Annotated in this window: 27 protein-coding genes and 1 pseudogene; 12 read left to right on the forward strand and 16 right to left on the reverse strand. The window is 70.3% G+C overall.

The window, feature by feature from the left end:
* Positions 1 to 130: 130 nt before the first annotated feature.
* A complete protein-coding gene (locus EV148_RS16515) occupies positions 131 to 439 on the reverse strand; it encodes a P-loop NTPase family protein (protein WP_131999960.1) in 309 nt (102 codons plus the stop codon).
* Positions 440 to 492: 53 nt separating this feature from the next.
* Positions 493 to 675, reverse strand: a complete 183-nt coding sequence (locus EV148_RS16520; RefSeq protein ID WP_131999961.1) for a hypothetical protein — start codon at positions 673 to 675, stop codon at positions 493 to 495.
* 215 nt (positions 676 to 890) lie between these two features.
* Between EV148_RS16520 and dbpA the strand changes: the two genes are divergently transcribed.
* Both dbpA and EV148_RS16530 read left to right on the forward strand, forming a co-directional pair.
* Entirely contained in the window at positions 891 to 2258 is a 1368-nt protein-coding gene (gene dbpA, locus EV148_RS16525; RefSeq protein ID WP_131999962.1) for an ATP-dependent RNA helicase DbpA, read from the forward strand.
* Positions 2255 to 2848, forward strand: coding sequence for a DUF1415 domain-containing protein (locus tag EV148_RS16530; protein ID WP_131999963.1), 594 nt, complete (start codon positions 2255 to 2257; stop codon positions 2846 to 2848). The genes dbpA and EV148_RS16530 overlap by 4 nt, the downstream gene beginning before the upstream one ends.
* Before the next feature lie 118 nt (positions 2849 to 2966).
* Here the strand turns inward: EV148_RS16530 and EV148_RS16535 are convergent, their stop codons facing one another.
* Positions 2967 to 3809 (reverse strand): phosphodiester glycosidase family protein, encoded by an 843-nt coding sequence (locus EV148_RS16535; protein ID WP_241988131.1) that lies wholly within the window; start codon positions 3807 to 3809, stop codon positions 2967 to 2969.
* Between the two features lie 126 nt (positions 3810 to 3935).
* Here EV148_RS16535 and EV148_RS16540 point away from each other — a divergent pair, with 126 nt between their 5' ends.
* Genes EV148_RS16540 through EV148_RS16550 form a run of 3 tightly spaced genes read left to right on the forward strand, consistent with a single transcriptional unit; the run spans position 3936 to position 6100 of the window.
* The gene (locus EV148_RS16540; protein WP_131999964.1) at positions 3936 to 4847 is read left to right on the forward strand and encodes a DUF2167 domain-containing protein; all 912 of its coding nucleotides are present in this window, start codon (positions 3936 to 3938) and stop codon (positions 4845 to 4847) included.
* Between the two features lie 15 nt (positions 4848 to 4862).
* Positions 4863 to 5576, forward strand: coding sequence for a site-2 protease family protein (locus EV148_RS16545; RefSeq protein WP_131999965.1), 714 nt, complete (start codon positions 4863 to 4865; stop codon positions 5574 to 5576).
* 41 nt (positions 5577 to 5617) lie between these two features.
* On the forward strand, positions 5618 to 6100 hold the full coding sequence (locus EV148_RS16550; RefSeq protein WP_131999966.1) for a YajQ family cyclic di-GMP-binding protein: 483 nt from the start codon (positions 5618 to 5620) through the stop codon (positions 6098 to 6100).
* A 136-nt stretch (positions 6101 to 6236) separates the two neighbouring features.
* Here EV148_RS16550 and EV148_RS16555 read toward each other — a convergent pair whose 3' ends face one another.
* The 4 genes from EV148_RS16555 to EV148_RS16570 form a co-directional block, all read right to left on the reverse strand.
* Entirely contained in the window at positions 6237 to 7721 is a 1485-nt protein-coding gene (locus tag EV148_RS16555; protein ID WP_241988132.1) for a hypothetical protein, read from the reverse strand.
* A gap of 5 nt (positions 7722 to 7726) precedes the next feature.
* A complete protein-coding gene (locus EV148_RS16560) occupies positions 7727 to 8902 on the reverse strand; it encodes an SPFH domain-containing protein (RefSeq protein WP_241988133.1) in 1176 nt (391 codons plus the stop codon).
* A gap of 217 nt (positions 8903 to 9119) precedes the next feature.
* On the reverse strand, positions 9120 to 9596 hold the full coding sequence (locus EV148_RS16565; protein ID WP_131999967.1) for a cupin domain-containing protein: 477 nt from the start codon (positions 9594 to 9596) through the stop codon (positions 9120 to 9122).
* Positions 9597 to 9606: 10 nt separating this feature from the next.
* Complete coding sequence (locus tag EV148_RS16570) at positions 9607 to 10413, reverse strand: MBL fold metallo-hydrolase (RefSeq protein ID WP_131999968.1); 807 nt, start codon at positions 10411 to 10413, stop codon at positions 9607 to 9609.
* Positions 10414 to 10499: 86 nt separating this feature from the next.
* On the opposite strand from EV148_RS16570, the gene pdxR reads away from it, so the two are divergent.
* Entirely contained in the window at positions 10500 to 11978 is a 1479-nt protein-coding gene (pdxR, locus tag EV148_RS16575) for a MocR-like pyridoxine biosynthesis transcription factor PdxR (RefSeq protein WP_131999969.1), read from the forward strand.
* 31 nt (positions 11979 to 12009) lie between these two features.
* On the opposite strand, the gene EV148_RS16580 is transcribed toward pdxR, so the two are convergent.
* Genes EV148_RS16580 through EV148_RS16590 form a run of 3 tightly spaced genes read right to left on the reverse strand, consistent with a single transcriptional unit; the run spans position 12010 to position 14181 of the window.
* A complete protein-coding gene (locus tag EV148_RS16580) occupies positions 12010 to 12726 on the reverse strand; it encodes a pseudouridine synthase (protein ID WP_131999970.1) in 717 nt (238 codons plus the stop codon).
* Positions 12723 to 13772 carry a class I SAM-dependent methyltransferase gene (locus tag EV148_RS16585; RefSeq protein WP_131999971.1) on the reverse strand — a complete coding sequence of 350 codons (1050 nt, stop codon included), beginning with the start codon at positions 13770 to 13772 and terminating at the stop codon, positions 12723 to 12725. The genes EV148_RS16580 and EV148_RS16585 overlap by 4 nt, the downstream gene beginning before the upstream one ends.
* Positions 13773 to 13794: 22 nt before the next feature.
* Positions 13795 to 14181, reverse strand: a complete 387-nt coding sequence (locus EV148_RS16590) for a YajD family HNH nuclease (protein ID WP_131999972.1) — start codon at positions 14179 to 14181, stop codon at positions 13795 to 13797.
* Positions 14182 to 14377: 196 nt separating this feature from the next.
* On the opposite strand from EV148_RS16590, the gene EV148_RS16595 reads away from it, so the two are divergent.
* Entirely contained in the window at positions 14378 to 15193 is an 816-nt protein-coding gene (locus EV148_RS16595) for a transglutaminase domain-containing protein (protein WP_158287518.1), read from the forward strand.
* Positions 15194 to 15236: 43 nt separating this feature from the next.
* On the opposite strand, the gene EV148_RS16600 is transcribed toward EV148_RS16595, so the two are convergent.
* From EV148_RS16600 to EV148_RS16610, 4 genes and pseudogenes are all read right to left on the reverse strand, one after another.
* Complete coding sequence (locus EV148_RS16600) at positions 15237 to 15671, reverse strand: hypothetical protein (RefSeq protein WP_131999974.1); 435 nt, start codon at positions 15669 to 15671, stop codon at positions 15237 to 15239.
* Positions 15672 to 15879: 208 nt separating this feature from the next.
* Positions 15880 to 17529, reverse strand: a pseudogene (abc-f, locus tag EV148_RS16605) (ribosomal protection-like ABC-F family protein); the annotation flags it as partial.
* Positions 17530 to 17586: 57 nt separating this feature from the next.
* Complete coding sequence (locus EV148_RS18565; protein ID WP_158287519.1) at positions 17587 to 17757, reverse strand: hypothetical protein; 171 nt, start codon at positions 17755 to 17757, stop codon at positions 17587 to 17589.
* A 133-nt stretch (positions 17758 to 17890) separates the two neighbouring features.
* Positions 17891 to 18625, reverse strand: a complete 735-nt coding sequence (locus EV148_RS16610) for a hypothetical protein (RefSeq protein WP_131999976.1) — start codon at positions 18623 to 18625, stop codon at positions 17891 to 17893.
* Between EV148_RS16610 and EV148_RS16615 the strand changes: the two genes are divergently transcribed.
* Both EV148_RS16615 and EV148_RS16620 read left to right on the forward strand, forming a co-directional pair.
* Positions 18624 to 19337 carry a hypothetical protein gene (locus EV148_RS16615; RefSeq protein ID WP_131999977.1) on the forward strand — a complete coding sequence of 238 codons (714 nt, stop codon included), beginning with the start codon at positions 18624 to 18626 and terminating at the stop codon, positions 19335 to 19337. The genes EV148_RS16610 and EV148_RS16615 overlap by 2 nt on opposite strands.
* Complete coding sequence (locus EV148_RS16620; RefSeq protein WP_131999978.1) at positions 19334 to 20689, forward strand: MATE family efflux transporter; 1356 nt, start codon at positions 19334 to 19336, stop codon at positions 20687 to 20689. The genes EV148_RS16615 and EV148_RS16620 overlap by 4 nt, the downstream gene beginning before the upstream one ends.
* A gap of 141 nt (positions 20690 to 20830) precedes the next feature.
* Here EV148_RS16620 and EV148_RS16625 read toward each other — a convergent pair whose 3' ends face one another.
* Together EV148_RS16625 and EV148_RS16630 are read right to left on the reverse strand one after the other, a co-directional pair.
* Positions 20831 to 21286 (reverse strand): Rid family hydrolase, encoded by a 456-nt coding sequence (locus EV148_RS16625; protein WP_131999979.1) that lies wholly within the window; start codon positions 21284 to 21286, stop codon positions 20831 to 20833.
* A 133-nt stretch (positions 21287 to 21419) separates the two neighbouring features.
* A complete protein-coding gene (locus tag EV148_RS16630; protein ID WP_131999980.1) occupies positions 21420 to 22175 on the reverse strand; it encodes a queuosine precursor transporter in 756 nt (251 codons plus the stop codon).
* Positions 22176 to 22295: 120 nt separating this feature from the next.
* Between EV148_RS16630 and EV148_RS16635 the strand changes: the two genes are divergently transcribed.
* The 3 genes from EV148_RS16635 (at position 22296) to EV148_RS16645 (ending at position 26781) form a co-directional block, all read left to right on the forward strand.
* The gene (locus EV148_RS16635) at positions 22296 to 25133 is read left to right on the forward strand and encodes a S53 family peptidase (protein ID WP_158287520.1); all 2838 of its coding nucleotides are present in this window, start codon (positions 22296 to 22298) and stop codon (positions 25131 to 25133) included.
* 165 nt (positions 25134 to 25298) lie between these two features.
* Entirely contained in the window at positions 25299 to 26015 is a 717-nt protein-coding gene (locus EV148_RS16640; protein WP_131999982.1) for a YebC/PmpR family DNA-binding transcriptional regulator, read from the forward strand.
* 76 nt (positions 26016 to 26091) lie between these two features.
* Positions 26092 to 26781, forward strand: coding sequence for an HAD family hydrolase (locus tag EV148_RS16645; protein ID WP_131999983.1), 690 nt, complete (start codon positions 26092 to 26094; stop codon positions 26779 to 26781).
* Positions 26782 to 26816 lie beyond the last annotated feature (35 nt).

The raw sequence follows: 26816 nt of genomic DNA on the forward strand, positions 1-26816 counted from the left end.
CGCCAAAGCTCATCTGGTCCATCGCGCGCGCTCCTCGTCGGGTAGTGGCACTATCTCAGCACAATGGGACGGACTTGTTCAGACCTTCCCTAACGTGCGCGCGAACGGCGTTCATGCAGTGCTTCGTGCATCAGGGGTCCTGCTGCAGGAGCCCGAGGCCGCAGTGCGGGCAGCGCCCGCCCCATTTGTGGCGGGTATAGGTGGTGGCGCACTCGGGGCAGACGACCTTCTGTGCGCGCATCGCGAGCCATGCCGTCGTCGCGGCCAGCCCGACCAATCCGGCGCCGATCAGCCACGGGAAGGCCTTGCCGAACGCGTCGTGCCCAGCAGCGAGCAGAGCGAGCACGAACACCCAGGCGAGGATCACGCCGGACATGCGCAGCGCTCCGCGGACCTGGGCCCTCGAGTAGTTCTCCCAATATGCGGTGTGCTTGCCCATGCGCCTTCGCCCCGCTGCGGATGGTACCCGAGTGGTTGCCCGTGCCCGAAAGGCTAGAACACCGTGAACAAGGCGAGCGACAGCGCTGCATAGATGACGACCACCGTCCAGTAGTAGCGCGGGGATTCCTCGCGCAGCACTTCGCGCATGCGGATGCCCGACTTGGCGAGGACGCGGCCGGTCGCGACCGCGTGGGCGACGTAGAGCAGGACGAATATGCCGATGATCTTGAACATGTCGCTTGCAGTCCTTGCGTCCGGGGGAGCCGGCCGAATGGCAGGCCTTGGTCAGGATTGCACGACGTGGCAGCCCGGGACGGTGCGGTCGCGCACGGGGTGCTCCTACAGTATGGCCGGAGCGTGGGCCACGCGCATTTCCGTTCGCGCCGGGCGTAGTCCGCGACGGGAGGTGGCGCAGGGGACGCGACCGCCGATACCTGCGAGAATTGCGCATGCCTTCCTTCTCCTCGATTCCCCTCCCCCCTGCCCTGCACCGCTCGCTCGAGACGCTCGGCTATGCGGAGATGACGCCCGTGCAGGCGGCGACATTGCCTGCGCTCATCGGCGGGCGCGATGTCGTCGCGCAGGCGCCGACCGGCAGCGGCAAGACCGTCGCGTTCGGGCTCGGCCTGCTGCATCGGCTCGATCCCGCGTTCGTCAAGCCGCAGGCACTCGTGCTCTGCCCGACGCGCGAACTTGCCGACCAGGTCGCGCGCGAGATCCGCCGGCTTGCGGCGACGATCCCCAACCTCAAGGTGCAGCTGCTCACCGGCGGCATCCCGGTCGGGCCGCAGCTCGCCTCGTTGCGCAAGGATTCGCACGTGATCGTCGGCACGCCGGGGCGGGTGCAGGAGATGATCGAGCGGCAGGCATTGTCGCTCGCGAAGGTGCGCACGCTCGTGCTCGACGAGGCGGACCGCATGCTCGACATGGGCTTCGAACCGGCGATCCGCGAGATCGCCAGGCACTTGCCGCCGAAGCGCCAGGGCCTGCTGTTCTCGGCGACGTTTCCCGAGGACATCCGCCGCATCGGCCACGAGTTCCTGCGCGAACCGCTCGAAGTGACGATCGAGGGCGCCGACGAGCAGCCGGAGATCGACGAGCGCTGGTTCGAAACGGAGCTCGCGCGCAAGCCCGCCGCGCTCGCCGCGGTGCTCGCGCAGTACCGGCCGGAATCGAGCGTCGTGTTCTGCAACACGCGTCGCGACGTCGACGACGTCGTCGACGCACTCGCCAAGGCGGGCATCGACGCGCTCGCGCTGCACGGCGACATCGAGCAGCGCGACCGCGACGAGGTGCTCGTGCGCTTCGCCAACCGCAGCTGCAGCGTGCTCGTCGCGAGTGACGTCGCCGCGCGCGGTCTCGACATCAAGGACCTCGCCGCGGTCATCAACTACGAGTTGCCGCACGACGGCGACTCCTACCGCCACCGCATCGGCCGCACCGCGCGCGCCGGCGCGAAAGGGCTCGCGCTCAACCTCGTCGCGCCGCGAGAGATGCAGCGCGCGAAGACGCTCGAAGCCCTGCGCGACGCGCCGCTGCACTGGAGCGCGATCCGTGCCGTCGCCAAGGTCGCGGACCTGCACGCGCCGATGGCGACCCTGCGCCTCGACGCGGGCCGCACCGACAAGATGCGCCCCGGCGACATCCTCGGCGCGCTCACCGGCGACGCCGGCCTCGCCGGCGACGCGGTCGGCAAGATCGACGTGTTCCCGACGCGCTCCTATGTCGCGATCCGCCGCAGCGAGGCGGGCAAGGCGCTCGAACGCCTTCGCGCGCGTGGCATCAAGGGGCGCAAGGTGCGCGTGGTGCGCCTGTGAGCGACCTGCCCGCGAACGCGACGGATACGCCGACCGACGACGAGGCGATCGCCGCGACGCGCCGCTGGATCGAGCGCGCGGTGATCGGCCTCAACCTGTGCCCGTTCGCGCGCGCGCCGTTCGTGCAGGATCGCCTGCGCATCACGGTCAGCCGCGCGACCGACGTCGAGGCACTCGTCGACGACCTGCGCGCGGAACTCGAATGGCTGCGCGATGCCGATGCAACCGAATGGGAGACGAGCCTGCTCGTGCATCCGTTCGTGCTCGGCGACTTCGAGGACTACAACCAGTTCCTCGACGTCGCGGACGCGCTGCTCGAGGCGATGCAGCTCGACGGCGAGATCCAGGTCGCGAGCTTCCACCCGGACTATCGGTTCGCCGACGCGGGATCCGACGACATCGAGAACGCGACGAACCGTTCGCCGTTCCCGACCCTGCACCTGCTGCGCGAATCGAGCATCGACCGCGCGGTCGAATCGGGCATCGACACGGACGCGATCTACGAACGCAACATCGAAACGCTGCGCAGGCTGGGCCATGCCGGCTGGGATGCGCTGTCGACCGACGACACTTGGAGAGCGAAAGATTGAAACACGAGGGACGCGAAGGAAGAGCCGAGGAAAAAGCTTGGACACGGAGCACACGGAGCGAGCCGGAGACGAGAAGAGCTTTTCATGTCAAGGCTCTTTCGTCCGCGTGCCCAGTGTTTCAATCTTCGGATCTGCGCTTTCCCTCGTGCCCTTCGTGTTTCAATCTTTCGCCCCCGTCGGCGAACACTGCGAACATTCCCGCGTACGGCCTGACCAGCACGGCCGCGGCGCCTGCGTAGCCGGTCGTCGGCGTCCAGAAGCGGGACAGCGTGCCGTCGAGGTAGAGCGCGTCGCGGCAGCCGAGTTCGTCGCGGAACATGGTCGCGAATGCGTGGAACGACAGCGGCGCCTCGCTCACGGCGAACAGCACGTGGTCGGGCGTCGGCGCGCAGACGCCGCTGCGCCACTTGCGGCTGTCGGAGGCGGCGTCGAAGTTCGGATTAAGGTCGCCGTCGACGACGAGCATCGGTCCGGACTGGGTCGCGAGTCGCGGCTCGATGCGCGCCTGCTGCCAGCGTGCGGTGGTGAGGACGCCCGCGCGGCCATCGCGGTCGACGTAGAACACGCCGTTCGGCGGCAACGCGAAATTGCCGCGCCCGGTGCCGGTGCGTGCGGTGTTGAGCGGGCGCACGATGCGGCCGTCCTCGACGTGCAGGCCGAGCGGCCGGTACTGGCCGTCGTAGATGCCCGCGTTGGCGGCGAACAGCAGTGCGCGGCCGCGGCCCTCGCCCCATTCGCGCAGGCGGTCGACCGTGCCGAACGCGCGGCCGGCTTCGTCCTTCCAGTGCAGTTCGAGCCGGTCGGTGGCGAGGTCGACGCCGACCACGCGGCACTCGACGTCACCGGCGCGCACGCTGCGCACCGACGGCGCGGCCGCCAGCGGCGGCGCGCCGGCCAGGGCGAGGACCAGGGTCGGGACGAGGAACACGCGCATCGGCGCATTGTGGCGCAAACCTGGCATCGTTCGCGTTCGCTTTCGGTTATGCGCCACGCGATCCGCCAGCTTGTACACTCCGCGCCGGGGGACGAGCCGGCCCGGCTCCGTCGTGCGCCGCGCCGCGGCGATCTTTCCTTGGGGACTGACATCATGCGTATTTCGCGCTGGACGCGCCTGGCCTTGCTCGTGCTCGCCGCGGGCCTCCTGTTCAATTCCGCCTCGGCGCAGGATGCCGATACCGACGGCGACGCCGCCGGCGGCCCGTCGCCATGGCAGGTCGCTGCCCGGGCGATGCAACACGGCCCGGCGACGATCCGGCTCGCCGACCAGGCGACGCTGCGCCTGCCGCAAGGCTACGCGTTCGTGCCCACCCGCGAGGCGAGCGCGCTGATGGAGGCGATGGGCAACTCGACCGACGACAACTTCATCGGCCTCGTGTTTCCGCAGGACGCGGGCAGCGACGACGCCGAGGACTGGATGGTGTCGATCGAATACGACCCGTCGGGCTACATCAAGGACGAGGACGCGCAGCACTGGAACGCCGACGAACTGCTGCAGAACCTCAAGGACGGCACCGAGGCGGCCAATGCGAACCGCGTGCGCATGGGCATCCCCGCGCTCGAGGTCACCCGCTGGATCGAGCCGCCGAGCTACGACGCCTCGACTCAGCGCCTCGTCTGGTCGGTCGAGGGTCGCGACAAGGGTGCGTCGGCCGGCGCCGACAACACGGTCAACTACAACACCTACGTGCTCGGCCGCGAGGGCTACATTTCGCTCGACCTGATCACCTCGTCGTCGAAGATCGAGGCGCAGAAGCCGATCGCGCGCAACCTGCTCGCCGAAGTCGCGTTCATCGACGGCAAGCGCTACGCCGATTACGATCCGTCGACCGACAAGCTCGCCGCCTACGGCCTCGCGGCGCTGGTCGGCGGCGTCGCCGCGAAGAAGCTCGGCCTGCTCGCGATCGCCGCCGCGTTCCTCGCCAAGTCGTTCAAGCTGGTCGCGGTCGCCGTCGTCGCCGCCGGCGCGGCGATCAGGAAGTTCTTCTCGCGCAAGGCCTGAGGCGGCCGCACCGCGATGCTCAAGCTGCTGTTGCTGCTGTTCAAGGGCGCCAAGCTCGGCAAGCTCGCCCTCACCGGCGGCACGATGCTGCTGTCGGTGATCGCCTACGCGTGGATCTTCGGCTGGTGGTATGCCGTGGGCTTCGTCGGCCTCATCTTCGTGCACGAGATGGGCCACTACCTCGCCGCGCGGCAGCGCGGCCTCGATGTCGGCGCGCCGACCTTCATCCCGTTCGTCGGCGCATGGATCGAACTCAAGCAGCGGCCGCACGATGCGGAGACGGAAGCGTGGATCGGCCTCGCCGGCCCGCTCGTCGGCAGCCTCGGCGCACTCGCCTGCTATTTCGCCGCGCGCGCGAGCGGCAGCCAGTTGCTGCTCGCGCTCGCCTACGCGGGCTTCTTCATCAACCTGTTCAACCTGATCCCGGTGTCGCCGTTCGACGGTGGCCGCGTCAGCGCGGTGCTGTCGCCGCGCCTTTGGCTGCTCGGCGCGCCGATCCTCGTCGCCCTGTTCTTCTGGCGGCCGAGCCCGCTGCTGATCTTCATGGCGATCCTCGCCGCACCCCAGGTGATGCAGGCGATCCGCGGCTTCCGCTCGCCGGAGCAGCAGGCCTACTACGCGGCGAGCGCCGAGACGCGGCTCGGCTACGGGCTTGCCTACCTCGGCCTGGCCGCGTTCCTCGCCATCATGAGCTACGAATTGCACCAGCAGTTGCCACGCCTGCACTGAGCCCGGGCTACACTCGGGGCCTCCCACGCGCCGGAACCCTCATGCCCAGCTTCGATATCGTTTCCGAGGTCGACAAGCACGAACTCACCAACGCCGTCGATCAGGCCAACCGCGAACTCTCGAACCGGTTCGACTTCAAGGGCAGCGACGCGAAGTTCGCGCTCGACGACCACGTCATCACCGCCTCGGCGCCGAGCGAATTCCAGCTCAAGCAGATGCAGGACATCCTTCGCGCGCGCCTGACCGCGCGCAGCATCGACGTGCGCTGCCTCGACGTCGCCGAACCCGAGGTCAACCTCGCGACCGCACGCCAGAAGATCACCGTCAAACAAGGCATCGAGCAGGCCGTCGCGAAGAAGATCGTCGCCGCGATCAAGGCCGCCAAGCTCAAGGTCGAAGCGCAGATCAACGGCGACAAGCTGCGCGTGACCGGCAAGAAGCGCGACGACCTGCAACTCGCGATTGCCCTCCTGCGCAAGAGCGAGTTCGACGTGCCGTTGCAGTTCGACAACTTCCGTGACTGAGCGGGACGAGAAGCAGGAATTTCGGCACGAAGGACACGAAGGGAAGCCGAAAGCCCTTTCCGGCTCTGCTTTTTCCTTCGTGTCCTCCGCGCCCTTTCAGTCTCTTGCCCTCGATCTTCGACCCTGGCGGCCACGTCTAGCGCAGGCTCACCGTCTGGCCTTTCCAGAGCGGGTCCTGCCAGCGGTAGAAGGTGCTGAGGGAGCTGGGTTTGTCGGCGCGCTTGTCGATCGCGAGCGTGGCGAGGTCGAGCACTTCGAAGGTGCGCGAGAAGCGCCCGCCGATGCGCACTTCGCGCGCGGCGAGCAGCTTGCGGCCGCCCGGCACCCAGCCGGCAAATTCGACGTAGCCGATTTCGGGCGCATCGCCCGCGGGCGGCACGACGTCGACGGTCCAGTCGTCGCCGACGCGATGGAACACCCACATCTCGCGCCAGGCGTCGAGCGGCTGCACGGCGAGCGTGAGCGCGGTGCCGGTGCCGTTGGCGCGCGCGGAGTTCGTCCAGACCGTGCCGTAGGTGCAACGCTGCAGCAGCGGCGCCTTTTCGCCGTGTTTCGCATCCACGAGGCGGATGCAGGTCTCGCCCGGCTGGCCCGGCGCGGTCTTCACGGCGAGGCCGGTGGTTGCGAGCCGCGCGGACACGGGTTCCGCGGCCCAGCGCACGGCGCCGACGCGCACCGCGGCGTCGCTGTACGCCGCCAGGTCGTCGTCGGCGAGTTCCTGCCGGTTCACGCCGGTGAGTTCCTGCAGTGCCCGCGCTGCGGCTTCGGTCGCGGGTTCGCCGCGGCGCACGCGCTCGAACGCGAGGCTCGACCACACCGCCGCGGCACGCATGCGCAGGCGGTTCTTCAGATACCCGGGCAGGTCCGCGCGCGGCACGCGGTCGAGCACGTCGGCGCGCCAGCCGTCCAGGCTTGCGCGCTCGAACGGCGTCGTCGCCGGGTCGATGCACTCCTCGCGCGTCAGCGCGAGCGCGGCGCGCGCCTTCTGCTGCGCATCCGCCGGCAGGGCCATCACGCGCCGGAACGCGTCACCGTCGTAGCAGACGTGCACGCGGCCATCGCGTTCCAGGCTGCGCATGGCCACGCCGTAGTAGGCCACGACCTCGAGGTGCGCCGCGATCGCCGCATCGTCCGCGCGGCGGCGTTTCGACGACGCGCGGCGCGCGAGGCGGTCGGCCATCGTGCCGAGCGCGTCGAACGCCTCGGCATCGATGTCCTGCGCCGGCGCGGCGCGCAGGTACGCGGCCGCGTAAGCGATGCCGAGCGCTTCCGCACCCGGCGTGTCGCGCAGGAAGCGCACGACCGCGAGCAGCCCGGCCGCGTCGCCGGTGCGCAGCGACAGTATCCGCACCTCGCTCGCGCGCACGTAACCGGCGCGTTCGCGGCGATGGTCGTACACCTGGAGGTAGTCGAGGCGATGGCCGCGCACTTCGAGGCTGTCACCCTGCCAGAGCACGACCTGCTGTTGCGCGGACCCGCGCGGTGCCGCGCGCAACGCGGCCTGGTCGATCACGACGATCGCGGTCGGGTTGGGTTCGGGCAACGCGGGCACCTTCGCCGGTTCCGCCGCGCGCGCGGCCACGGATGCCGACAGGGCGGCGATAAGGAGCATCGTCTTCATCGCGTTCACTCCTGCGGTGCCTGCGTCATGGCCTGCGCCTTCATGCCGCCGATGAGATTGGCGCCGATGAAGCCGCCGTCCGCGGGCGTCGGCGCGATGATCACCGACACCCTGTCCGACAGCTTGTCGGCGAGCGTCTTCTGGATCAGCAGCGGGTGTTTCGTGATCAGCGCGCCGTCGCGTTCGAGCTGCTCGCTCGCGACCTTGCCGAGCTGCTCGACCCGATAGGCGTCCGCCTCGGCGAGCTTGCGGCGCGAGTCCGCCTCGCCCTGCGCCTCGATGCGACGCGCTTCGGCCGTGCCTTCGGCGGTGCGGATGCGCGCGGCCTTTTCCGCATCGGCTTCGAGCCGGCGCTGCTCGATCTGCTTCTGCTTGAACGGGATCACGTGCTTCATCGCCTCTTCCTGCGCCTTCGCCGCGATGATCTGCTCGTTCGCGCTCGCCTCGGCCGCCTTCTCGCGCCTGACCTTCTCGGCTTCCGCCTCGAGCTCCGATTCCTTGACCTGCTTTTCCTTGAGCTGCAGCGTGTACTGCATCTGCTCGGTCTCGAGTTCGACCGCGAGCAGCTTGTCCATGCCGGCGCGATAGTCGGCCGGCAAGTCGACGTTGCCCATCGTCACGCGACGCAGCGCGATGCCGTCGGCGGCGAGCAGCGGCCTGAGTTCGGCCTCGATCACGTCCTGCAACTCCTGCCGCTTGCTCGAGAAGATTTCGCGCACCGTGTAGCGCGTGAAGACCTTGTAGACGACGCCCTGCACGAGCGGCTCGACGAGTTCGGCACCGACGTCGTCGGGCAGGCGCGAAGCCTTGTCGGGAAGCGTCGCGGGATCGATCGCGTAGCGGATCGACAGCTCCACGCCGAGCGACAGGCCTTCCGACGACTGGAACGGCGCCTCGCCATCGGCCTTCGCGCTGCGCGTGGGCGTGTAGGTCTGGTCGAGCAGCGAATAGCGACGCAGCTCGTGGATGCCCGGCAGCACGAGCGCGACGCCCTCGCCGAGCCGCGTGGTCGTGCCGGTGAGGCGGTTGAGCCGCAGCGCGACTTCCTGGCGACCGACCGATTCCAGCGGTGGATGTTCGTAGACGCCATACGCCGCGACGACGGCCGCGGCGAGGACGATGGTCCTTGCATTGATGAACTTGCGCGAGGTTTCCTTCACGAAGCGAAGACGATCCGACACGGTGCCCCCCGATGTGCGTCGACTGGATCCGCGACCCGCACCGCGCGGGCCGGCCTGCGCGACGACCCGGCTTTCCTGCAGCCACTCGACGATCGGCTCGCGCAGCATCATTGCAATCCGGCCAAGGGCAAGCCCGCGGCCTCGCTCACGACGCATTGCTGGCGGGTTGTGGCGGGATTCGGGCATCACGTCACCTCCCTTGCGGGAAGTGCAGCGCCTACGACCCCACGTCGAGCTCCAGCGCAGGGCACCCGGTATCGCGGCAATGGCGGACGTAGTCGGCGAGGCGGGTGGCGGCGGTGGCGCGGGCGGTCACGGTGTCGCCGGGACCGAGGAATTCGACCGTGCCGATGACGACGACGAGGGCGACGAGTGGTACGCCGCCGATGGCTTTCCACCAGTCGATCGTGCCGGGTGGCTCGTGTACGTAGCCGCCGGCGGTGATGTGCTCGCCGGTGTGTAACATGCGCTCGCCGACGACGTTCCAGGCATGTACCTCGCCGGTGTGCCGGTGCAGCGGCATCGCGGTGCCGGGCGCCATGCGGATCAGCTCGGCGAAGCCGCGGTCGCCGAACACGCGCAGCAGCTTCGAGGCGCGGCCGGTGCCGGGCGAGGCGATCCACGGCAGCGCGTCGGCATGCCGGTCGTGATGCGCGAGCAGGGCGTCGCGCAATGCGTCGAGTGCGGTCGTCATCGCGCCGGGCTCACGCGGCGACCGCGCGCAGGTGGCGCTCGAACGAGGCATCGACCGCGGCGCGTGCGCCGCCGATGATGTTGCGACCCCAGGTGTAGCCGTAGACGTCCTCGAAGGCGAAGCGCGCGAGCCGGTCGCGCATCGCGCGCACGTCGGCCGTCGCCATCGGGATGAAGTTCGGATAGCTGTACATGAAGGTCACGTGGCGCCGGTCCATGACGACCTGCAGGGCGTCACCCGGGAACAGCGCGCCACCGGGGCGCGGCCCGTCCTTCCAGTGCAACGCGGTGCTGCCGGGGAAATGGCCGCCGCAGCGGACCAGGGTCACGTCGTCGGAGAGCGCGAGCTCGTCGCCGCTCCACCAGCGGATGCGCGGCGACGGCCGCATCACCCATTCGCGGTCGGCTTCGTGCAGCAGGATCTCGACGCCGCCGAGCGCATCGCTCCAGTCGACCATCGCCGAATAGAAGTGCGGATGCGAAATCACGATGCGGTCGACGCCGCCGCGTTCGCGCAGCGCGGCGAGCGCGGCGTCGTCGACGAGGCTCACGCATTCCCACAGCAGGTTGCCGGCACCGGTCGGCAGCAGCAGCGCGCGCTGCGGGATCGCGAAATCGGGCGCGATGCCGATGCCGAGCAGGCCCGCGTCGACGTCGACGCGCAGTCGATGCCGCTTCGCGAGCTCTTCCAGCGTCGTCCAGCGTTGGCCGGCCCAGCCGACGTACTGGCGCTCGTCCTCGCAGATCGCGCAGCGGGCTGGCGGCGCGGCGCTGTCGGCGTACTGGGTACCGCAGGTTTCGCAGACATGGCACGGCATGGTCGGGGCTCCTTTCGTTGCAGGGGCAAGCATTCGGACGAGCCATAACGTACGCTTGCACTGGTTCTCCAACCGGACCAGTCGAGATGACTTCGCAGGAACCAGTCAGCCCGCCGTTCGCCTTCCCGCTGCAGCTCGACGGCCACGCCGGCGGCCGCATGCGCCAACTGCACGAGCAGCTGCGCGCGGCGATCCTCGACCGGCGCCTGCCGGCAGGCGCGGAGCTGCCGGCGACGCGTCGCGTCGCGAGCGCATACGGGATCGCGCGCAACACGGTGATCGCCGCCTACGACCTGCTCATCGCCGAGGGCTACGTGGTCCCGCGCGCAGGCGCCAAGGCGGTGGTCGCCGAACTCGCCGCGGCGAGCGTCGCCGCGCGGCGCGCCGCGAAGCCGCGACCGCTGCCGCTGGGCCTCGAGGACCCGCGCCTCAATCCGCTCTGGCGCACGCCATTCCTCGTCAGCGCCGCGCCACGCGGACTGCCGCCGCGCTCGTTCCGCCTCGGCGTGCCCGAGCACCGCCATTTCCCGCACGAGATCTGGCGCAAGCTCTCGGCGCATGCGCTGCGCGCGTGGTCCAGGGCGCCCTTCAGCTATCCACCGTCGGAAGGTATCGGGGAACTGCGCGAGGCGATCGCGCAGCACGTGGCGTTCGCCCGCGCGGTCGCCTGCAAGGCCGACGACATCGTCGTCACGTCCGGCGCGCAACAGGCGTTCGACCTGCTCGCGCGCCTGCTCGTGACGCCCGGCAGGACGCGCGTCGCGTTCGAGGAACCGGGCTACCCGCCCGTGCGTGCCGCCATGGCCGCGGCCGGCGCGCAGCTCGTCTCGATCCCGGTCGACGACGAGGGCCTGTGCGTCGAGCGCCTGCCGCCCGATGTGAAGGTCGTCAGCGTGACGCCGTCGCACCAGTCGCCGACCGGCGTCGCGTTGTCGATGCGCCGGCGCATCGCCCTGCTCGAGTTCGCGCGCACGCATGGCGCGGTCGTGCTCGAGGACGACTACGACGGCGAGTTCCGTTTCGGCAACCGACCGCTCGACGCGCTGCAGACGCTCGACCGCGACGCGCTGGTGTTCTACATCGGCACGTTTTCCAAGAGCCTGTTCCCGGCGCTGCGCAAGGGCTTCGTGGTCGCGCCGGCGTGGGCGCGCGACGCACTCGCCACTGTCAAGCATTGCACCGACTCGCACGGCGACGCGATCGCGCAGGCGACCCTCGCCGCTTTCATCCGCGAGGGCCACCTCGCACGGCACGTGCGGCGCATGCGGCCGATCTACGCGGAGCGACGCGAAGCGCTGCTCGACGGGCTGCGGCGCCACCTCGCCGACTGGTTCGAGCCGATTCCGTCGGAAGCTGGCCTGCATCTCGCCGCGCGCATCCGCGAACCCGCCCACGCCGATGCGATCTACGCCAAGGCGCGCGTGCACGTACCCGGCGCGATGCCGGCCGGCGAATACTCGCGCGAGCCGTTGCCGCAGCCTGCGCTCACGTTCGGCTACGGCGTCATCGATGCTGAGGAGATCGGGCCGGCGTTGCAGCGGTTGGCGCGGGCGCTCGCCGGTTGAGCGCGGCGGCACGCGCTTTGCGCGTACCGCCCTACGCGGGGATGCCGGGACTTGCGAAGATCGATGCGACCTCGTCGGCGCCGAGCGCGCGCCATTCGCCCGCGGGCAGGTGGTCGAGCACGAGGCCACCGATCGCGCTGCGGTGCAGCGCCTCGACGTGGTTGCCGGTGGCGGCGAACATCCGCCGCACCTGATGGTAGCGACCCTCGCTGATCGACAGCCGCGCGCGGCGCGCGCCGAGCGGCTCGAGTCTTGCCGGCGCGAGCGGCGTCGTTTCCGATTCGAGCATGAGGGTGCCGCTCGCGAACAGCGCGGCTTCGTCGCCGCGCAGGTCGTGCGCGAGCGTCGCCTCGTACACCTTCACGACCGCCGCGCGCGGCGAGATGATCCGGTGCAGCAGCGCGCCGTCGTCGGTCCACAACAGCAGGCCCGAGGTGTCGCGATCGAGCCGGCCGACCGTCGACAAGGCCGGGCTGCGCGCGCGCCAGCGCGGCGGCAGGAGGTCGTAGACGATGCGTCCGGCATCCTTGGTCGAACAGGTGCAACCCACCGGCTTGTGCATCATGAGCACGAGCCCTAGCGGCGGATCGAGCGGCTCGCCGTCGATGCGGATGCGCGCGTGCTCGACCTTGTCGTCGGCATACAGCACCTCGCCGTCGGCGTCGGTGATGCGCCCCGCGCGGAACATCTGCGTGACGTCCTTGCGGCTGCCGTAGCCGAGATTGGCGATGAGCTTGACGAGTTTCACGGGCGCGGTCCCTTCGCTTCGATGACCTTGTAGCCGTCGCGTTCGGCCAGCGTGCGCAGGGCGCCGAAGCGCGCGCCGAGCGTCGCCTCGTACGGCAGGTGGCGGTTCGCGACGAGCAGCAGCACGCCGTGCGGCTCGAGCGCGTCCGCGGCCGCCTCTATGAATGCGCGGCCGAGCGCGGGTTCGTCGGCGCGCCCCTGGTGGAACGGCGGGTTGCTCACGATCGCATCGTAGCGACGCGGCAGTCCGCGCGTGACGTCGTGCCAGAGGAACGCGGTCGCGATCGCGCGCCGCGCTGCCGCGAGGGTCGCATGCAGGTTCGCCTCCGCCGGTTCACGCGCGCGCGCTTCCGCATCGTAAAGATCGAGCACTTCCACGCCCGCGCAGCGCCGCGCGACTTCGCAGGCGAGGTAGCCGTAGCCCGCGCCGAGATCGGCGACGCGCGGGCCGAGCGTCGGCGGCAGGTGTTCGGCGAGCAGCGCCGATGCGGGATCGATGCGATCCCAGGCGAACAGGCCGGGACGACTCGACCATGCGCCGCCGGCGATCGGCCGCATCGCATCGAGCCCGGCCCACTCCGTGGCGAGCGCCACGTCGACGCGCGCGTCGAGCGGCGCGGTCCGGTAGACGCGGCACTTGCGCCGCGACGCGCCCTGCACCGCCCCGGCGAGACGTTCGAGATCGGCCATGCCCGATCGCGCGCCTTCGTTGTTCGGCTGGCATGCGACGACGATGCCGCCGTGCGCGGCGATGCGCACAGCCTGCGCGAACACTGCACGCGCTTCGTCGCGTTGACGCGGTGGCAGCACCAGCACGAGCGGCGCCCGCGATGGCGTCACCTCGGCGAGCCGTGCGCCGGCGCGCTCGAGCGCTCCGGCGAACGGCTTGAACGTCTGCACGCAAGCGAATGCGTCGCGCCACTGCGCGAGCCAGGCACCGGCACGCGCACGCAGGAAGACGCTCCCGCCCGCGGGCGGCGCGAGGGCCCCCTGCATGAACGGCAGGAACAGCGCATCGAGCACGTCGTCGACGGCGACCGCGCTCATGCGTCGTCGTGCGCGCGCTGCGTCACGAGCCGACCTTGCCGCGCGCGAGCATCGCCTTGAGGTCGGCGAACGGATTCGACGTCGCCGCGGCAGGCTCGGGCGACGGCGCGTCGTAGCCGGCGCCGCGCACGTGGTCGATGTAGCGCGAATGTTCGTTGTCGTGGCAGTACACGCAGAGCAGCTCCCAGTTGCTGCCGTCGGCCGGGTTGTCGTCGTGGTCGTGGTTGCGGTGGTGGACCGTGAGTTCCTGCAGGTTCGCGCGCGTGAAGGCGCGCCCGCAGCGCCCGCACACCCACGGATACATCTTGAGCGCGCGCTCGCGGTAGCCGAGTTCGCGCTGCTCCGCCGCGCGGCGCGCGGCGGCGACGATGCGGTCGAGCTTGTCGTCGTCGGGTTTGCGCGCGCTCATGCTCATGGGACCGTGGCTGGGTGGCGACTTCATTTTAGCGCGTCGCCCGTGGCCGCGACCGCCCCGGGCACCGCCGCGCCGACGCCGCCCGGACCGGCCGCGAACGCCGCGGCGCGACCCCGCCCGCTGCCCCGCGACGTTGGACATCGCGCGCGGCATCGCGCACGCTCGTCGCCATCGGCCACGGATTCCACGCATGCGCTCGTCCTTGCGCCCGACCCTCCTCTGCTGCGCCGTGCTCGTCGCGTGCGGTGCGCGCGCCGGCGAACCGAAGCCGGGCAACGAGGAGATCGAACGCAGCCTGCGCAAGCTGCTCGTCACGTCGCCGTACCGCATCTCCGACGCGGCGCGCGCGGGAACGATCCGCTTCCGCGTGCAGATGCCCGGCGCGCCCTGGGCGTGGCCCGAAACACACGAACAGCACGTGCGCGACGACGGCGCGACGACCGAGCTCACGATCTGCGGGGACTGCGGAACCGAAGCGCGGCCGAGTGCGGCGGAACTGCGCCGCTACCTCGAACCGAACGCGTGGGTACAGAGCCGCGACCGCCGCGTGATCGCGTTCGCGCGCGCGGCGACCGGCGGCACGGTCGATTCGCAGATGAACCAGCTCGTGCTCGCGGTCCGGCGCAAGCTGACCGGCGCGATCGATTTCCGCGAATACCGGAGCGCGACCGAAGCGCTGCTGTCGCGCGGGGGCGACTGCACCGAGTTCGCGATCCTGCTCGCCGCCGCGGCGCGTGCGCGACACATCCCGACGCGCGTCGTCGTGGGCGTGTCGTACGCGAGCCATTTCCTCGGCGAACGGCATGCGTTCAGCCCGCACATGTGGGTGCAGGCCTGGGACGGGCAGCACTGGAAGAGCTACGACGCTGCGCTCGGCAGGTTCGACGCGGGCCACATCGCGATCAGCATCGGCGACGGGACGCCTGGAGGGTTGCGCGGCGGGATGCAGGCGATCGCGCGCATGCACATCGTCGACGCGGCCGGCGTCGTCGAGGACACCGGCTGACTTCCGTGCGCGCGCCGCCGCGGCGCGCGCACGCCATGACAGGTCAGCGCGCGCGAGCCTCGTGCACGATCGGCAGTTCCGGCACGTCATCGTCCGCGTCCTCGATCATCGCGGCCGACTGCGGATCGCTGACGCCCCCCATGAGCAGCACCTCGGATTCCGGCGGCGGCAGCGGCGCCGTCGAGGCGACGCCCGCCGTGACCGTCGCCTGGATGCCGGTGCCGATCGGATCGGCCTGGCCGGGCACCGCCACGGTCATCGCGAGCGCGGCGCCGAGACCGAGCGCGACGCCGCGGCGCACGCGATAGGACACGCAGATCGGACCTTGCGCGTTGCGCACGAACGCGACGCGTTCGGCATCGCTCATCGCATCGAGTCCGTGCACGGCCTTGCTGCAATGGTTGCAGAAGCCGGCGACACGCCGCTGCGCGTCGATGCCGAGCGGACAGGGCTGGTCGATCTTCGGGAAGCAGGCCATCGCGGGATCTCCGTTCATCGGTGGCGGCGCGGCGCGCCGGTGACCACGGAAGGATGCAACGTCGGTGCGGGGCGCGCGGGGTTGGCGCCGATGGGCTCCACGTAGGGCGGTCGAACCGCAAAGCGGCGAGTCCCACCGAGCGCGAAGCCGGAGCGGCGGCACGCGCGATGCGCGTACCGCCCTACGCCGCCGCGCGCTTGCCCTTGCCTTGCTCCGGCGTGCCGCCGCCCGAACCACGTGCGCGCAACCAGGCCGCGTATTCATCGAGGTCGCCCTTGAATTCCTCGACCTTGCCGTCGGCAACGCGCCAGAACGTGTCGCAGACGAGGCCCGTGAGATGACGGTCGTGCGAGACGAGCACGATCGCACCGTCGAAGTCGCTGAGCGCTTCGGCGAGCGCCTCGCGCATCTCGAGGTCGAGGTGGTTGGTCGGCTCGTCGAGCAGCAGCACGTTCGGCTTGCGCCAGGCGATCAGTGCGAGCGCGAGGCGCGCGCGTTCGCCGCCGGAGAAGCCGTCGATGACTTCGAATGCGCGGTCGCCCGGGAAATTCCAGCGGCCGAGGTAATCGCGGAAGTCCTGCGTCGACACGCCCGGCGCGATCTCGCGCAGGTGGTCGATCGGCGTCTGCCCTTCGTGCAGCGACTCGACCGTGTGCTGGGCGAAGTAGCCGAGCACGAGGTCGGGATGCGCGGTGCGTTCGCCCGCGAGCAGCGGCAGCTCGCCGACCAGCGTCTTGACCAGCGTCGACTTGCCCGCGCCGTTCGGGCCGAGCAGGCCGATGCGGTCGCCGGCTTCGAGGCCGAACTTCACGTTCTTCACGATCACCGCGTGGCCGTGGTCCTCGACGACCGCATGGTCCGACGGCCCCGCATGCGCATTGCCCTTGAGCGTGTAACCCGCATCGACGTGGTTCAGTCGCAGCAGCGAATGCGGCAGCTTGACCGGCTCGGGGAAGTTGATGCGGATCTGCCGCTCGGCGCGCACCGCCTCGGTGCCGCTGAGCTTGGCCAGGCGCTTGACGCGCGACTGCGCCTGCTTGGCCTTGCTCGCCTTCGCCTTGAAGCGCGCGATGAACGCCTCGAGGTGCGCGCGCTCGGCCTGTTCCTTCTCGAACGCGATCTGCTGCAGGCGCAGGTGCTCGGCGCGCTGGTGCTCGAAGCTCGTGTAGTCGCCGGTGTAGAGCTTGGCGCGCTGCTCGTGCAGGTGCAGCGTGTGCGTGCAGAGGCCGTCGAGGAACTCGCGATCGTGCGAGATCATGAGCAGCATGCCCGGGTATTTCTGCAGCCACTGTTCGAGCCAGAGCACGGCGTCGAGGTCGAGGTGGTTGGTCGGCTCGTCGAGCAGCAGCAGGTCCGACGGCGTCATCAGCGCGCGCGCGAGGTTGAGGCGCACGCGCCAGCCGCCGGAGAATTCGGCGACCGCCATGCGGTGCGTGTCGGCCTTGAAACCGAGGCCGTGCAGCAGCCGGCCCGCGCGCGCTTCGGCGTCGTAGCCGTTGATCTCGGCGAGTTTCTGGTGCGCGGCGGCGACCGCGTCCCAGTCCTCGGCCGCGGTCGCGGCGCGCTCGGCTTCGAGCACGGCGTGCACTTCGGTGTCGCCGGACACGACGAAGTCGATCGCCGCATCCGGCAGCGCCGGCGTTTCCTGGGCGACGCTGGCGATGCGCAGGCGGTTCGGCAAGTCGATGTCGCCCTTGTCGGGCTCGATTTCGCCCATCACGACGGCGAACAGGCTCGACTTGCCGCAACCGTTGCGGCCGACCACGCCGACCTTCGCCCCCGCGTGCAGGGCGATGTCGACGTCGGACAGGAGCAGGCGTTCGCCGCGTCGCAGGGCGAAATTCTTCAAGGCGATCATGGGGTTCGATAGGTGTCGCGGAGCCGCGTAGTGTAGCCGACGCGTGCCTCCCCGGCATCATCCGGACAGGCCGGGCACCATCCGCATGAGGGCACCGACGAGTTGCTCGGGCGTCGCGTCGATGTCGCCCGCGAACCAGCCGGGCAGCACGCCGAGCTGGGCTTCTGCAATCAGCGCCGCCGTGCGCGCGGTCGCCGCACCGACGCCGGCCCGCTTCGCCAGGCGCATGGCCGCTCGGCGGCTGGTTCACGCTCGACGTGCACGGCATGCTGCTCGCGATGCTCTGGCGGAGCGCATGGACCGCCGCGCTCGGCGTGCAGTTGCTGCGTGGACGGCTGTCCTCGGCGGCGCAACCCCTCGCCTAGGCGGCGCGCACGGTGCCCACGTACAGCAGGGCGCGTTCGCCGGCGAGCGAACGCGTGCTGGCGACGACGAATGCCTCCGTGGCACCCGCGTCGAGCGTGGTCTCGAATCGCCAGCCGGCGCGATCCAGCCGCGCGTCGCCGAACGCGGCGGCGACGTCGGGACGTTCGATGCCGGTCGCGCATGCGTGCACGCGGCCGTCGACCTCGACCTCGACCGCCGCGACCGCACCGTCGTCGAGCGACGCGGCCCAGCCTTCCAGCTCCAGGCGGCCGTCGCGCAGTTCGCGCCGGTCGAGCCAGCCCCAGGCGCCGCGCCGGAAGCCGGCAAGCGCGGACAGGTCGCGCGCGGGATCGGCGGCGGCGACGTAGAGATCCTGTTCGTTCGCGAGCGCGCGTCGCAGCCGGCGCAGCGGGCGCTCGCCGCCGGCTGCGGCGCGCACCGCGCGGCGCACGCGTGCTTCGTCCGCGTAGGTCGTGCCGTAGATGTCGGCGCCGAGGTCCGCGTTCTCGCTCGCACCCGAGTAGACGAGGCCGGACGCGGGCGCGGCGACGCCCGGCGGCAGCAGCGCGACGTCGCGCACGCTGAAGCAGATCACGCCGCGCGGCGTGAGCAGGCCGTACAGGCGGCGCATCCAGGCATCGAACAGCGCGTCGGGCAGGTGCGAGAACAGCGAGGCGACCCAGATCACGTCGAAGCGCTGCGGGGGGATCGAACCGCGCCGGGTCCGCATGCGACGCGATCGTGGGCACGCCGAACACGTCGGCGACGAATGCGAGGGCGTCCTCCTGCAACTCCGAAGCCCACAGCTGGCCGCGCGGCAACGCGAGGCCGAGGAAGCGCAACAAGCGGCCGTAGCCGCAGGCGAAATCGAGCACGCGCAGGTCGCGTGCGTCGCCGAACACCGCCCGCATCACCTCGCTCGCGGCCGCGTACTGCTGCAACGCGATCGCGAAGTACTGGCTGAACGCGGCGCCCGCGTCGCGATGCTCGCGCAGCGAGTGCAGCAGCATCTGGTCGCGCGGGTGGATGCGCGCTTCGAACGGCGCCTGCACGGGCAGATCCTGCGCTTGGGCAAGCACCGCGCGCAGGCAGCGCGCATCCGCGCACATCGCCGACACGTCGGCGTACAGCGTCGATTCGTTGCGATCCGGCACTCGGGACTCCAGGACAGGCGGAAGGCACCGGCGCGCCATGCGCCGCTGCGGCGATCGCGCGGCAGGGCGAAGATCGCGCCGCCGGCTGCTCGCGTCCGGCGACGGAGGTCGCGCGGTCGAGGACGGCGTCATCGCCTCACCCGGCCCGTTCCAGCGGGCGGAATTCTCTCGGGCGGGAGCGATCCCCTCGTCGACATTGTACCGCCACGCGACGCTTCGAACGAGTCGCGACAGGCGGCTGCGGGCGGCGCAGAATGCGCCGCCCTCCCGCCGGAACGCCCGCCATGAAGGACCTCACGCAAGGCTCGATCACGCGCCATCTCATGGCGCTCGCGGTGCCGATCGCGATCGGCATGCTGTTCCAGACACTGTACGTGCTGGTCGACCTCTACTTCGTCGCTCAGCTCGGCGACGCGGCGATCGCGGGCGTCGCCACCGCGGGCAACCTGCAGTTCATCATCATGGGTCTCACCCAGGTGCTCGGCGTCGGCGCGATGGCGCTGATCGCGCGCGCGGTCGGCGCGAAGAACCCGGCCGACGCGAACCTCGTGTTCAACCAGAGCCTGGTCATCGCGGCGGTGTTCGCGGCGATCACGCTCGTGGGCGGTTACGCATTCGCCGGCGCGTATGCGCGCGCGCTCGGCGCGGACGCCGAAACGGCGGCACAGGGTACGACCTACCTGCATTGGTTCCTGCCCGGGCTCGCGCTGCAGTTCGCGCTCATCGCGATGGGGTCGGCGCTGCGCGGGACCGGCCTCGCGAAACCCGGCATGACCGTGCAGGTCGCGACCGTCGTGCTCAATGCGGTCCTCGCGCCGGTACTCATCGCGGGCTGGGGCACGGGCAAGCCGCTCGGCATCGCGGGCGCGGGCCTCGCGACCTCGCTCGCGATCGCGGCGGGCGTCATCATGATGGCGGCCTACTTCGCACGCCTCGAAAAATACGTCGGCGTCGACACGGCCCTCCTGAAGCCCGACTTCGCGACATGGAAGCGCATCCTCAAGATCGGCGTTCCGCCGGGCGGCGAGTTCGCGCTGATGTTCCTGTTCCTCGCCCTCGTCTACTTCATCATCCGTCCATTCGGCCCGGCCGCGCAGGCCGGTTTCGGCGTCGGCTCGCGCGTGATGCAGGCGATCTTCCTGCCGGCGATGGCCGTCGCATTCGCGGTCGCGCCGCTCGCCGGGCAGAACGCGGGCGCGCGCCTGCTGCCGCGCGTGCGCGAGACGTTCGACAAGGCGGCATTGATCGGCAGCGTGATCATGGCCGTGCTCACGCTGTTCTGCCACTGGCGCCCGGATCTTCTCGTCGGCTTCTTCACCAAGGACGCCGAAGTCGTGCGCATCGGCAGCGAGTTCCTGCGCATCATTTCGTGGAATTTCGTCGCGCAGGGCCTGATCTTCACCTGCGCCGGCATGTTCCAGGCGCTCGGCCACACGCTGCCCCCGCTTTACTGCACCGCGACGCGCGTGACCGTGTTCGCAAGCGTCGCGTACTGGCTGTCGATGCGGCCCGGCTTCGAGCTGCACGAGGTGTGGTACGTGTCGGTCGCGACGGTGACCTTGCAGGCGATCCTCATCATCGCCCTGCTCCTGCGCGACATCGGCCGGCGCACGCGCGCAGCGGTGCCGGCTGCAACCTGACGAGGCTCCGTCATGGGCGCTCGGCGTACGGTGTAGGCGCCCCCTGTGCGCGACGTCGCGCCTCGGCGCATAGCGACCCTGTGCGCGACCGTCACGCCCCGACGCATGGCGACGCTGCGATCGCCCGCAGGCTCCGCCCCGCTATCGGCGGCGCGCGTCGTCGACGAGCGCGTTGCACTGCACCTCGGCGCGCGCGCCGAGCGCTAGGCCGCCCGTCGCGTAGGCCATGCGCGCGGGGAAGTGGCGCTTGAAATAGCCGCGGTAGACTTCGTTGAACGCGGGCCAGTCCTTGATGTCGGCGAGTGCGACCGTGCATTGCACGACGCGGTCCCACGATGAGCCGTGGCGCGCGAGCTTGGTGCCGATGTTCTCCATGAGCTGTTTCGCCTCGGCCGCGATGCCGCCGGCGACGAGCTTGCCGTCGGCGCCGGTGCCGATCTCGCCCGAGAGATAGAGCATGCCGCCGGCGCGCACGGCTTCGGAGAATGGCAGGCTCATGCCGGGCGGCGCATTGGTCACCGGAAAATACTCGACGTCGTCGGCGGCGGATGCCGGGATTGCGCAGGCAAGCAAGGCGCCCAGGGTGAAGCGCAGCATGGCCGGGACTCCGGCAGCCGCGGCGAGGCCATCGCGGCTTCCGTCGCTCCCACGGGAGGCATCGAGGCTGGAGCCGCTCCTACAGGGATTGGTACGCCTGCGTGGCGAGGGTGCGTTCATGGATGTCTCCCTGTCAGGGCTGCAGCGGCCGCTGTTCGCCTTCGTCGCGCAGGCTGAACGGCGTGAAGTGAGTGTGTTCATCGTAGATGTCGACGCCTTCGCGGCGCTTGAGGAAACCGATCACCGCGTAGGTCACCGGCGTCAGCACGATCTCGACGAGCACCTTCATGGTCCAGTTGAACGCGATCACCTTGAGCATCGTCTGGCCAGACCAGATGCCGGCGAACGCGATCGGGTAGAACGTGATGCTGTCGAGGCCCTCGCCGACGATGGTCGAGCCGATCGTGCGCGTCCACAGCCAGCGCCCGTTGGTCCACAGTTTCATCTTCGCCATGACCCAGGAGTTGGCGAAATCGCCGATCCAGTAGGCGACCATCGAGGCGAGCATGATGCGCCAGCTCGCGCCGAAGACGACTTCCAGCGCGGGCTGCAGCTGCTGGTTGAACGGTTCGTCCGGGCTCGGCGTCATGCCGATGATCACGACCGTCATCACGCTGGCGAACGCGAGGCCGCCGAAGCCGGCCCAGATCGCGCGGCGCGCGCGCGAATAGCCGTACACCTCGGTCAGTACGTCGTCGAAGATGTAGCTGATCGGAAAGAACAGGTTGCCCGCGCCGAACGTGAGCGCGCCGAGCAGGGGCAAGGTGAACGTGCAAACCTTGGCCGGACCGATCAGGTTGGAACAGAGCAGGACCGCGACCATGCCGCCGACGAGCAGGTCGTAGTAGCGGAACCCCGGCGCGCGCGCCGCGGTCGTGGATGCATTCATGGACGCCCCTCGTGGTGCAAGCCGCCATCATAGCGTCCGCGGCGCAATGCGAAACGGTTCGCTTGCGGCGCGCCGCAGGGGCGCTTATGGTCACCTTTTCCAATTTCCCGGATGATCCTGATGAACCACCGAATCACGGTCCGCGTCGCGGCCGTACTGTCGGTCGCGCTCGCGTTCGCGGACGTGCAGGCGCACGCCGCCGACGCCGACCTCGTCAAGGACGCGGTCGAGCTGTCCAAGCGGGTGAGCGTGGCCGGCCCGCGGCCGACCTGGATCCGCGCCGAACGCGCGCGTGGCACGGTCGATGCCGATCTCCGACTGGAGAACGTGAGCGTACTCCTCAATCGCACGCCGGAGCGCCAGGCCGCGTTCGAAGCACTGCTGCGCGAACAGCAGGACCCCGACTCGCCGCGTTTCCACCAGTGGCTCGACGCCACGCAGATCGGCGAGCGCTACGGCGCGAGCGCGCACGACCTCGATGCGTTGTCGGACTGGCTGCGCAGTGAAGGGCTGCGCGTCGAAGGCGTGTCGCCGGCGCGCACGCGCGTGCGGATCAGCGGACGCAGCGCCGATGTCGCGCGCGCCTTCGACACGGCCCTGGCCTGGTACGACGGCGACGGCGGGCGACGCATCGGCGCGAAGTCGGCGCCGCGCGTGCCGGCGGCATTTGCAGCGGCGGTACGCGGCGTGGTCGGCCTGGACACCGTCGTGTTCCGACCGGGGCACCGCATGAGCGCGCCGCGCGCGGGCGCGATCACCGCCGGCGGCCCCGCCCCCGCCGGCACGAGTTGCGGCGCGGACGGCTGCGAGCACATCGTCTTCCCCGCGGACTTCGCGCGCATCTACGGGCTCGACACTCCGCCCGCATCCAACGTCGGCGGAAGTGGCGTGTCGATCGCGATCGTCGGCCGCGAACGCGTGTACCCGCCCGATATCAGCAATTTCCAGTCGATCCTCTACCGCACGCCGCCCCGTGTCGCGCAGGTGATCGTGCCGCCGGGATCGCTCGACCCCGGTGATCCGGCCTCCACCTGCAGCACGACCGGCGGCACGCCGAGCTGCACCGACCCCGGCGACGAAATCGGCGACCAGTACGAGGCGACCCTCGACGTCCAACTCGCCATCGCCACCGCGCCGAGCGCGGACATCAAGCTCGTCGTCGCCGCCGACAGCGACACGCGCAACGGCGTGCAGGAAGCGATCGAGTACGTGATCGACACCTCGCCGCCGCCGGCGAACATCCTCAGCATCAGCTTCCTCAGTTGCGAACCGGCCAACGGCGCGGCGATCGCCCACTACCTCGACGACCTGTTCGCCCAAGCCGCGGCGGAAGGCATCTCGGTGCTCGTCGCGTCCGGCGATGCCGGCGCGGCCGGCTGCGAGGACCACACCGCACCGCCGACCGCGAACCAGTCGCGCGCGATCAACGTGCTCTGCGCCTCCGGCTACGTCACCTGCGTCGGCGGCACGCAGTTCGCCGATACCGCCGACCCGTCGCGGTACTGGAGCGATACCGACGGCAACGGCTACCTGTCCGCGCGCGGCTACATCCCCGAGGGTGCGTGGAACGAGCCCGTCGCCCGTGATGGCAGCAGTTCGCACGGCGCAACCGGTGGCGGAACCAGCCTCTACATCCCCAAACCCGCATGGCAGACCGGCGTCGGCGTGCCGGCGAACGCGTGGCGCAACACGCCCGATATCGCACTCACCGCCTCGAGCCACGACGGCTACTTCACCTGCATGGCAGCGCAACGCGGTCCGTGCACGGTGAGCGGTGGCCATTTCAGCTTCCTCGTCTCGAGCGGCACGTCGGCCTCGACGCCGGCCATGGCCGGCATCGTCGCGCGCCTCAACGAGAACTACAGCGGCGGCCAGGGCAACCTCAACCCGCGACTGTATGCGCTCGCCTCGCATCCGTCCTACGCGGTCTTCCACGATGTCACGGTCGGCAGCAGCGGCGTCGCATCGTGCGACCTCGCGGTGCCGAGCCTGTGCAACAACAGCACGCCCGGGCCGACAGGTCCCGGCGGCGGGTTGAAGGGTTACGCCGTCACCGACGGCTACGACCTCGCGACCGGGCTCGGCTCGGTCGCGGCCAACTACCTCATGGCGAATTGGGGCGGCGCGCAGCCGCCCGGCGTGGTGCTCAACCAGCATGGCATCAGCGGCTCATGGGCCGAGCCGAATGCGCAGGCGCAAGGCATCCTCCTGACCGTGCAACCGGATTTCTACGCGCCGGGCAGCGGCCTGCTGTTCGGTGGCTGGTTCACCTACGGTGCGGAGGCGGGCGACGGCGCGCGCTGGTACACGATCCAGGGCGAGGTCGCGGGTACGAGTGCCATCCTGCCCCTCTACCAGACCGTCGGCGGACGCCTGCACACGCTGCAGACGACGACCACGACGCCCGCGGGCGTCGCCACGCTGAGCTTCTACGACTGCACGCACGGAACCCTGCAATACACCGCTGCCGGCTATTCCGGCACCCTGTCGCTCACGCGGCTGCTTCCGAACGTGACGTGCGCGATGAACGGCAACAACGGCGTGAGCGCGGGCCACTACCTCCTGTCGGGTGTATGGGCGGACGTCGCCGCGGACAACGGCCAGGGCCTCGTGCTCGATCTCAATCCGGCGCAGCACGTGCTGTTCGGCGCGTGGTACACGTACGCGGCCGACGCGCCCGCCGGCGCGGACGCGTCGTCGCAACGCTGGTATACGCTGCAGGCGACCCTGCCGTCCGGCAACCGGATCAGCGCGATACCGCTGTATGAAAGCCGGGGCGGTACCTTCGTCGGCCAGACGCCGGCGACGACCACCGCCGTCGGCACCGCGGACCTGACGTTCCACAGCTGCACGTCGGCGACACTGGCCTATGCGTTCGACCCCGGCACCAACGGCGGCCAGCACGGCACGCTCGAGCTCTCGCGCCTCACGCCGGCACCGTCGGGCTGCCACCTCTGACCGACACCGCGCACGAACGCCGCCGCGACGCGGCGGCGTTCCCCGACCGGCCGCGGCCGCGACGCGCCCGCACGCGGCCACGGCGTCGCGAAGTAGAATGGGGATCCCGCGACCGGCGCTGCCGGGGGCGGTCCTCGTCATCGACACAGCGACACAGGAATTCCCATGGGCAGAGGCCCCAGCATCGAAAACCGCAAGAACGCCGAGGACGCGCGCCGCGGCAAGGTCTTCACCAAGCTCATCCGCGAGATCACCATCGCGGCACGCAACGGCGCCGATCCGGCCGGCAACGCGCGCCTGCGCGTCGCCATGGACAAGGCGCTGTCGGCCAACATGTCCAAGGACACGATCGAGCGTGCGATCAAGCGCGGCTCGGGCGCGGACGGTGCCGACGACATGCAGGAGATGCGCTACGAGGGTTACGGCCCCTCCGGCGTCGCACTCATCATCGACACGATGACCGACAATCCCGTGCGCACCGTCGCGGACGTGCGCCACGCGCTGTCCAAGCACGGCGGCAACCTCGGCACGACGGGTTCGGTCGCGTTCCAGTTCAAGGAACTCGGCGAAATCGTGCTGGACACGAAGGCGTCCGGCGGCGAGGACAAGGTGCTCGAACTCGCCCTCGACGCGGGGGCCGACGACGTGGTCGGTGAAGCCGATGCCTCGGTCGTGCTGTGCGCGCCGGAAAACTTCGAAGCGGTGAAGAAGGCGCTCGTCGCCGCGGGCCTCACGCCGATCAGCGCGGACATCGTGATGCGCCCGGACAACCGCGTCGCGGTCAGCGGCGATGTCGAGGAAACGCTCGGCAAGCTGCTCGACTGGCTCGAAGAACTCGACGACGTGCAGGACGTCTACCACAACGCCGCGTTCAGCGACTGAACGCGCGCCGGCCGGCGACACGACGCGCGCGGTACACGGCGCTAGACTGCGGGTTCCTCCCGCCGGGATCGCCGCCATGCTGGGTTCGCCGCCGACCGCCTTCCTGTTCGATCTCGACGGCACGCTCGTGGACAGCGTCTACGAGCACGTGCTCGCATGGCAGGAGGCACTGGACAGCGAAGGCATTTCGCTGTCGGTGTGGCGCATCCATCGTCGCATCGGCATGAGCGGCGGCCTCATGATGAACGTGCTGCTGCGCGAGAGCGGCATCGCGATCGACGAGGCGCGGGCCGAGCGGCTGCGCCGCGCGCATGCGGCGGCGTACAACCGCCGCTCGGGCATGATCCGTCCGCTGCCGGGCGCGCGCGAACTCGTCGCCTGGCTCACTGCGTCCTCGATTCCATGGGCGATCGCGACCAGCGGCCGCATGGAAACCGCAGGCCCCGTGCTCGAGATGCTCGGCGTGGACCCGGCGCGCGTCCCGGTCGTCACGCGCGACCTCGTCCGCTACGCCAAGCCCGACCCCGACCTTTTCCTCGCCGCGGCGGACAAACTCGGCGTCCCGATCGAGCAATCGACCGTGGTGGGCGACGCGGTGTGGGACATGCTCGCCGCGCGGCGCGCACGCGCGCTCGGCATCGGCCTGCTCTCGGGCGGCTACTCGGAAGACGAACTCGAACGCGCGGGCGCGTACCGCGTGTTCGAAGACCCTGCCGACCTGCTGCGCCACATCGACGAAGTCGGCGGGCGTCGCGCGTCGATGTAGGGCCCGGCCTCGGCATGGCGGACGAGCTTCGCGGC

It is taken from the genome of Dokdonella fugitiva (assembly GCF_004342425.1).
Taxonomy (GTDB): Bacteria; Pseudomonadota; Gammaproteobacteria; order Xanthomonadales; family Rhodanobacteraceae; genus Dokdonella_A; species Dokdonella_A fugitiva.

Coding starts and splice junctions, on each gene's coding strand:
- EV148_RS16515 (WP_131999960.1), bottom strand. CDS start 439: ATGGGCAAGCACACCGCATATTGGGAGAACTACTCGAGGGCCCAGGTC.
- EV148_RS16520 (WP_131999961.1), bottom strand. CDS start 675: ATGTTCAAGATCATCGGCATATTCGTCCTGCTCTACGTCGCCCACGCG.
- dbpA (WP_131999962.1), top strand. CDS start 891: ATGCCTTCCTTCTCCTCGATTCCCCTCCCCCCTGCCCTGCACCGCTCG.
- EV148_RS16535 (WP_241988131.1), bottom strand. CDS start 3,809: ATGCCAGGTTTGCGCCACAATGCGCCGATGCGCGTGTTCCTCGTCCCG.
- EV148_RS16540 (WP_131999964.1), top strand. CDS start 3,936: ATGCGTATTTCGCGCTGGACGCGCCTGGCCTTGCTCGTGCTCGCCGCG.
- EV148_RS16545 (WP_131999965.1), top strand. CDS start 4,863: ATGCTCAAGCTGCTGTTGCTGCTGTTCAAGGGCGCCAAGCTCGGCAAG.
- EV148_RS16550 (WP_131999966.1), top strand. CDS start 5,618: ATGCCCAGCTTCGATATCGTTTCCGAGGTCGACAAGCACGAACTCACC.
- EV148_RS16555 (WP_241988132.1), bottom strand. CDS start 7,721: ATGAAGACGATGCTCCTTATCGCCGCCCTGTCGGCATCCGTGGCCGCG.
- EV148_RS16565 (WP_131999967.1), bottom strand. CDS start 9,596: ATGACGACCGCACTCGACGCATTGCGCGACGCCCTGCTCGCGCATCAC.
- EV148_RS16570 (WP_131999968.1), bottom strand. CDS start 10,413: ATGCCGTGCCATGTCTGCGAAACCTGCGGTACCCAGTACGCCGACAGC.
- pdxR (WP_131999969.1), top strand. CDS start 10,500: ATGACTTCGCAGGAACCAGTCAGCCCGCCGTTCGCCTTCCCGCTGCAG.
- EV148_RS16585 (WP_131999971.1), bottom strand. CDS start 13,772: ATGAGCGCGGTCGCCGTCGACGACGTGCTCGATGCGCTGTTCCTGCCG.
- EV148_RS16590 (WP_131999972.1), bottom strand. CDS start 14,181: ATGAGCGCGCGCAAACCCGACGACGACAAGCTCGACCGCATCGTCGCC.
- EV148_RS16595 (WP_158287518.1), top strand. CDS start 14,378: ATGCGCTCGTCCTTGCGCCCGACCCTCCTCTGCTGCGCCGTGCTCGTC.
- EV148_RS16600 (WP_131999974.1), bottom strand. CDS start 15,671: ATGGCCTGCTTCCCGAAGATCGACCAGCCCTGTCCGCTCGGCATCGAC.
- EV148_RS18565 (WP_158287519.1), bottom strand. CDS start 17,757: ATGCGCCTGGCGAAGCGGGCCGGCGTCGGTGCGGCGACCGCGCGCACG.
- EV148_RS16615 (WP_131999977.1), top strand. CDS start 18,624: ATGCGACGCGATCGTGGGCACGCCGAACACGTCGGCGACGAATGCGAG.
- EV148_RS16610 (WP_131999976.1), bottom strand. CDS start 18,625: ATGCGGACCCGGCGCGGTTCGATCCCCCCGCAGCGCTTCGACGTGATC.
- EV148_RS16620 (WP_131999978.1), top strand. CDS start 19,334: ATGAAGGACCTCACGCAAGGCTCGATCACGCGCCATCTCATGGCGCTC.
- EV148_RS16625 (WP_131999979.1), bottom strand. CDS start 21,286: ATGCTGCGCTTCACCCTGGGCGCCTTGCTTGCCTGCGCAATCCCGGCA.
- EV148_RS16630 (WP_131999980.1), bottom strand. CDS start 22,175: ATGAATGCATCCACGACCGCGGCGCGCGCGCCGGGGTTCCGCTACTAC.
- EV148_RS16635 (WP_158287520.1), top strand. CDS start 22,296: ATGAACCACCGAATCACGGTCCGCGTCGCGGCCGTACTGTCGGTCGCG.
- EV148_RS16640 (WP_131999982.1), top strand. CDS start 25,299: ATGGGCAGAGGCCCCAGCATCGAAAACCGCAAGAACGCCGAGGACGCG.
- EV148_RS16645 (WP_131999983.1), top strand. CDS start 26,092: ATGCTGGGTTCGCCGCCGACCGCCTTCCTGTTCGATCTCGACGGCACG.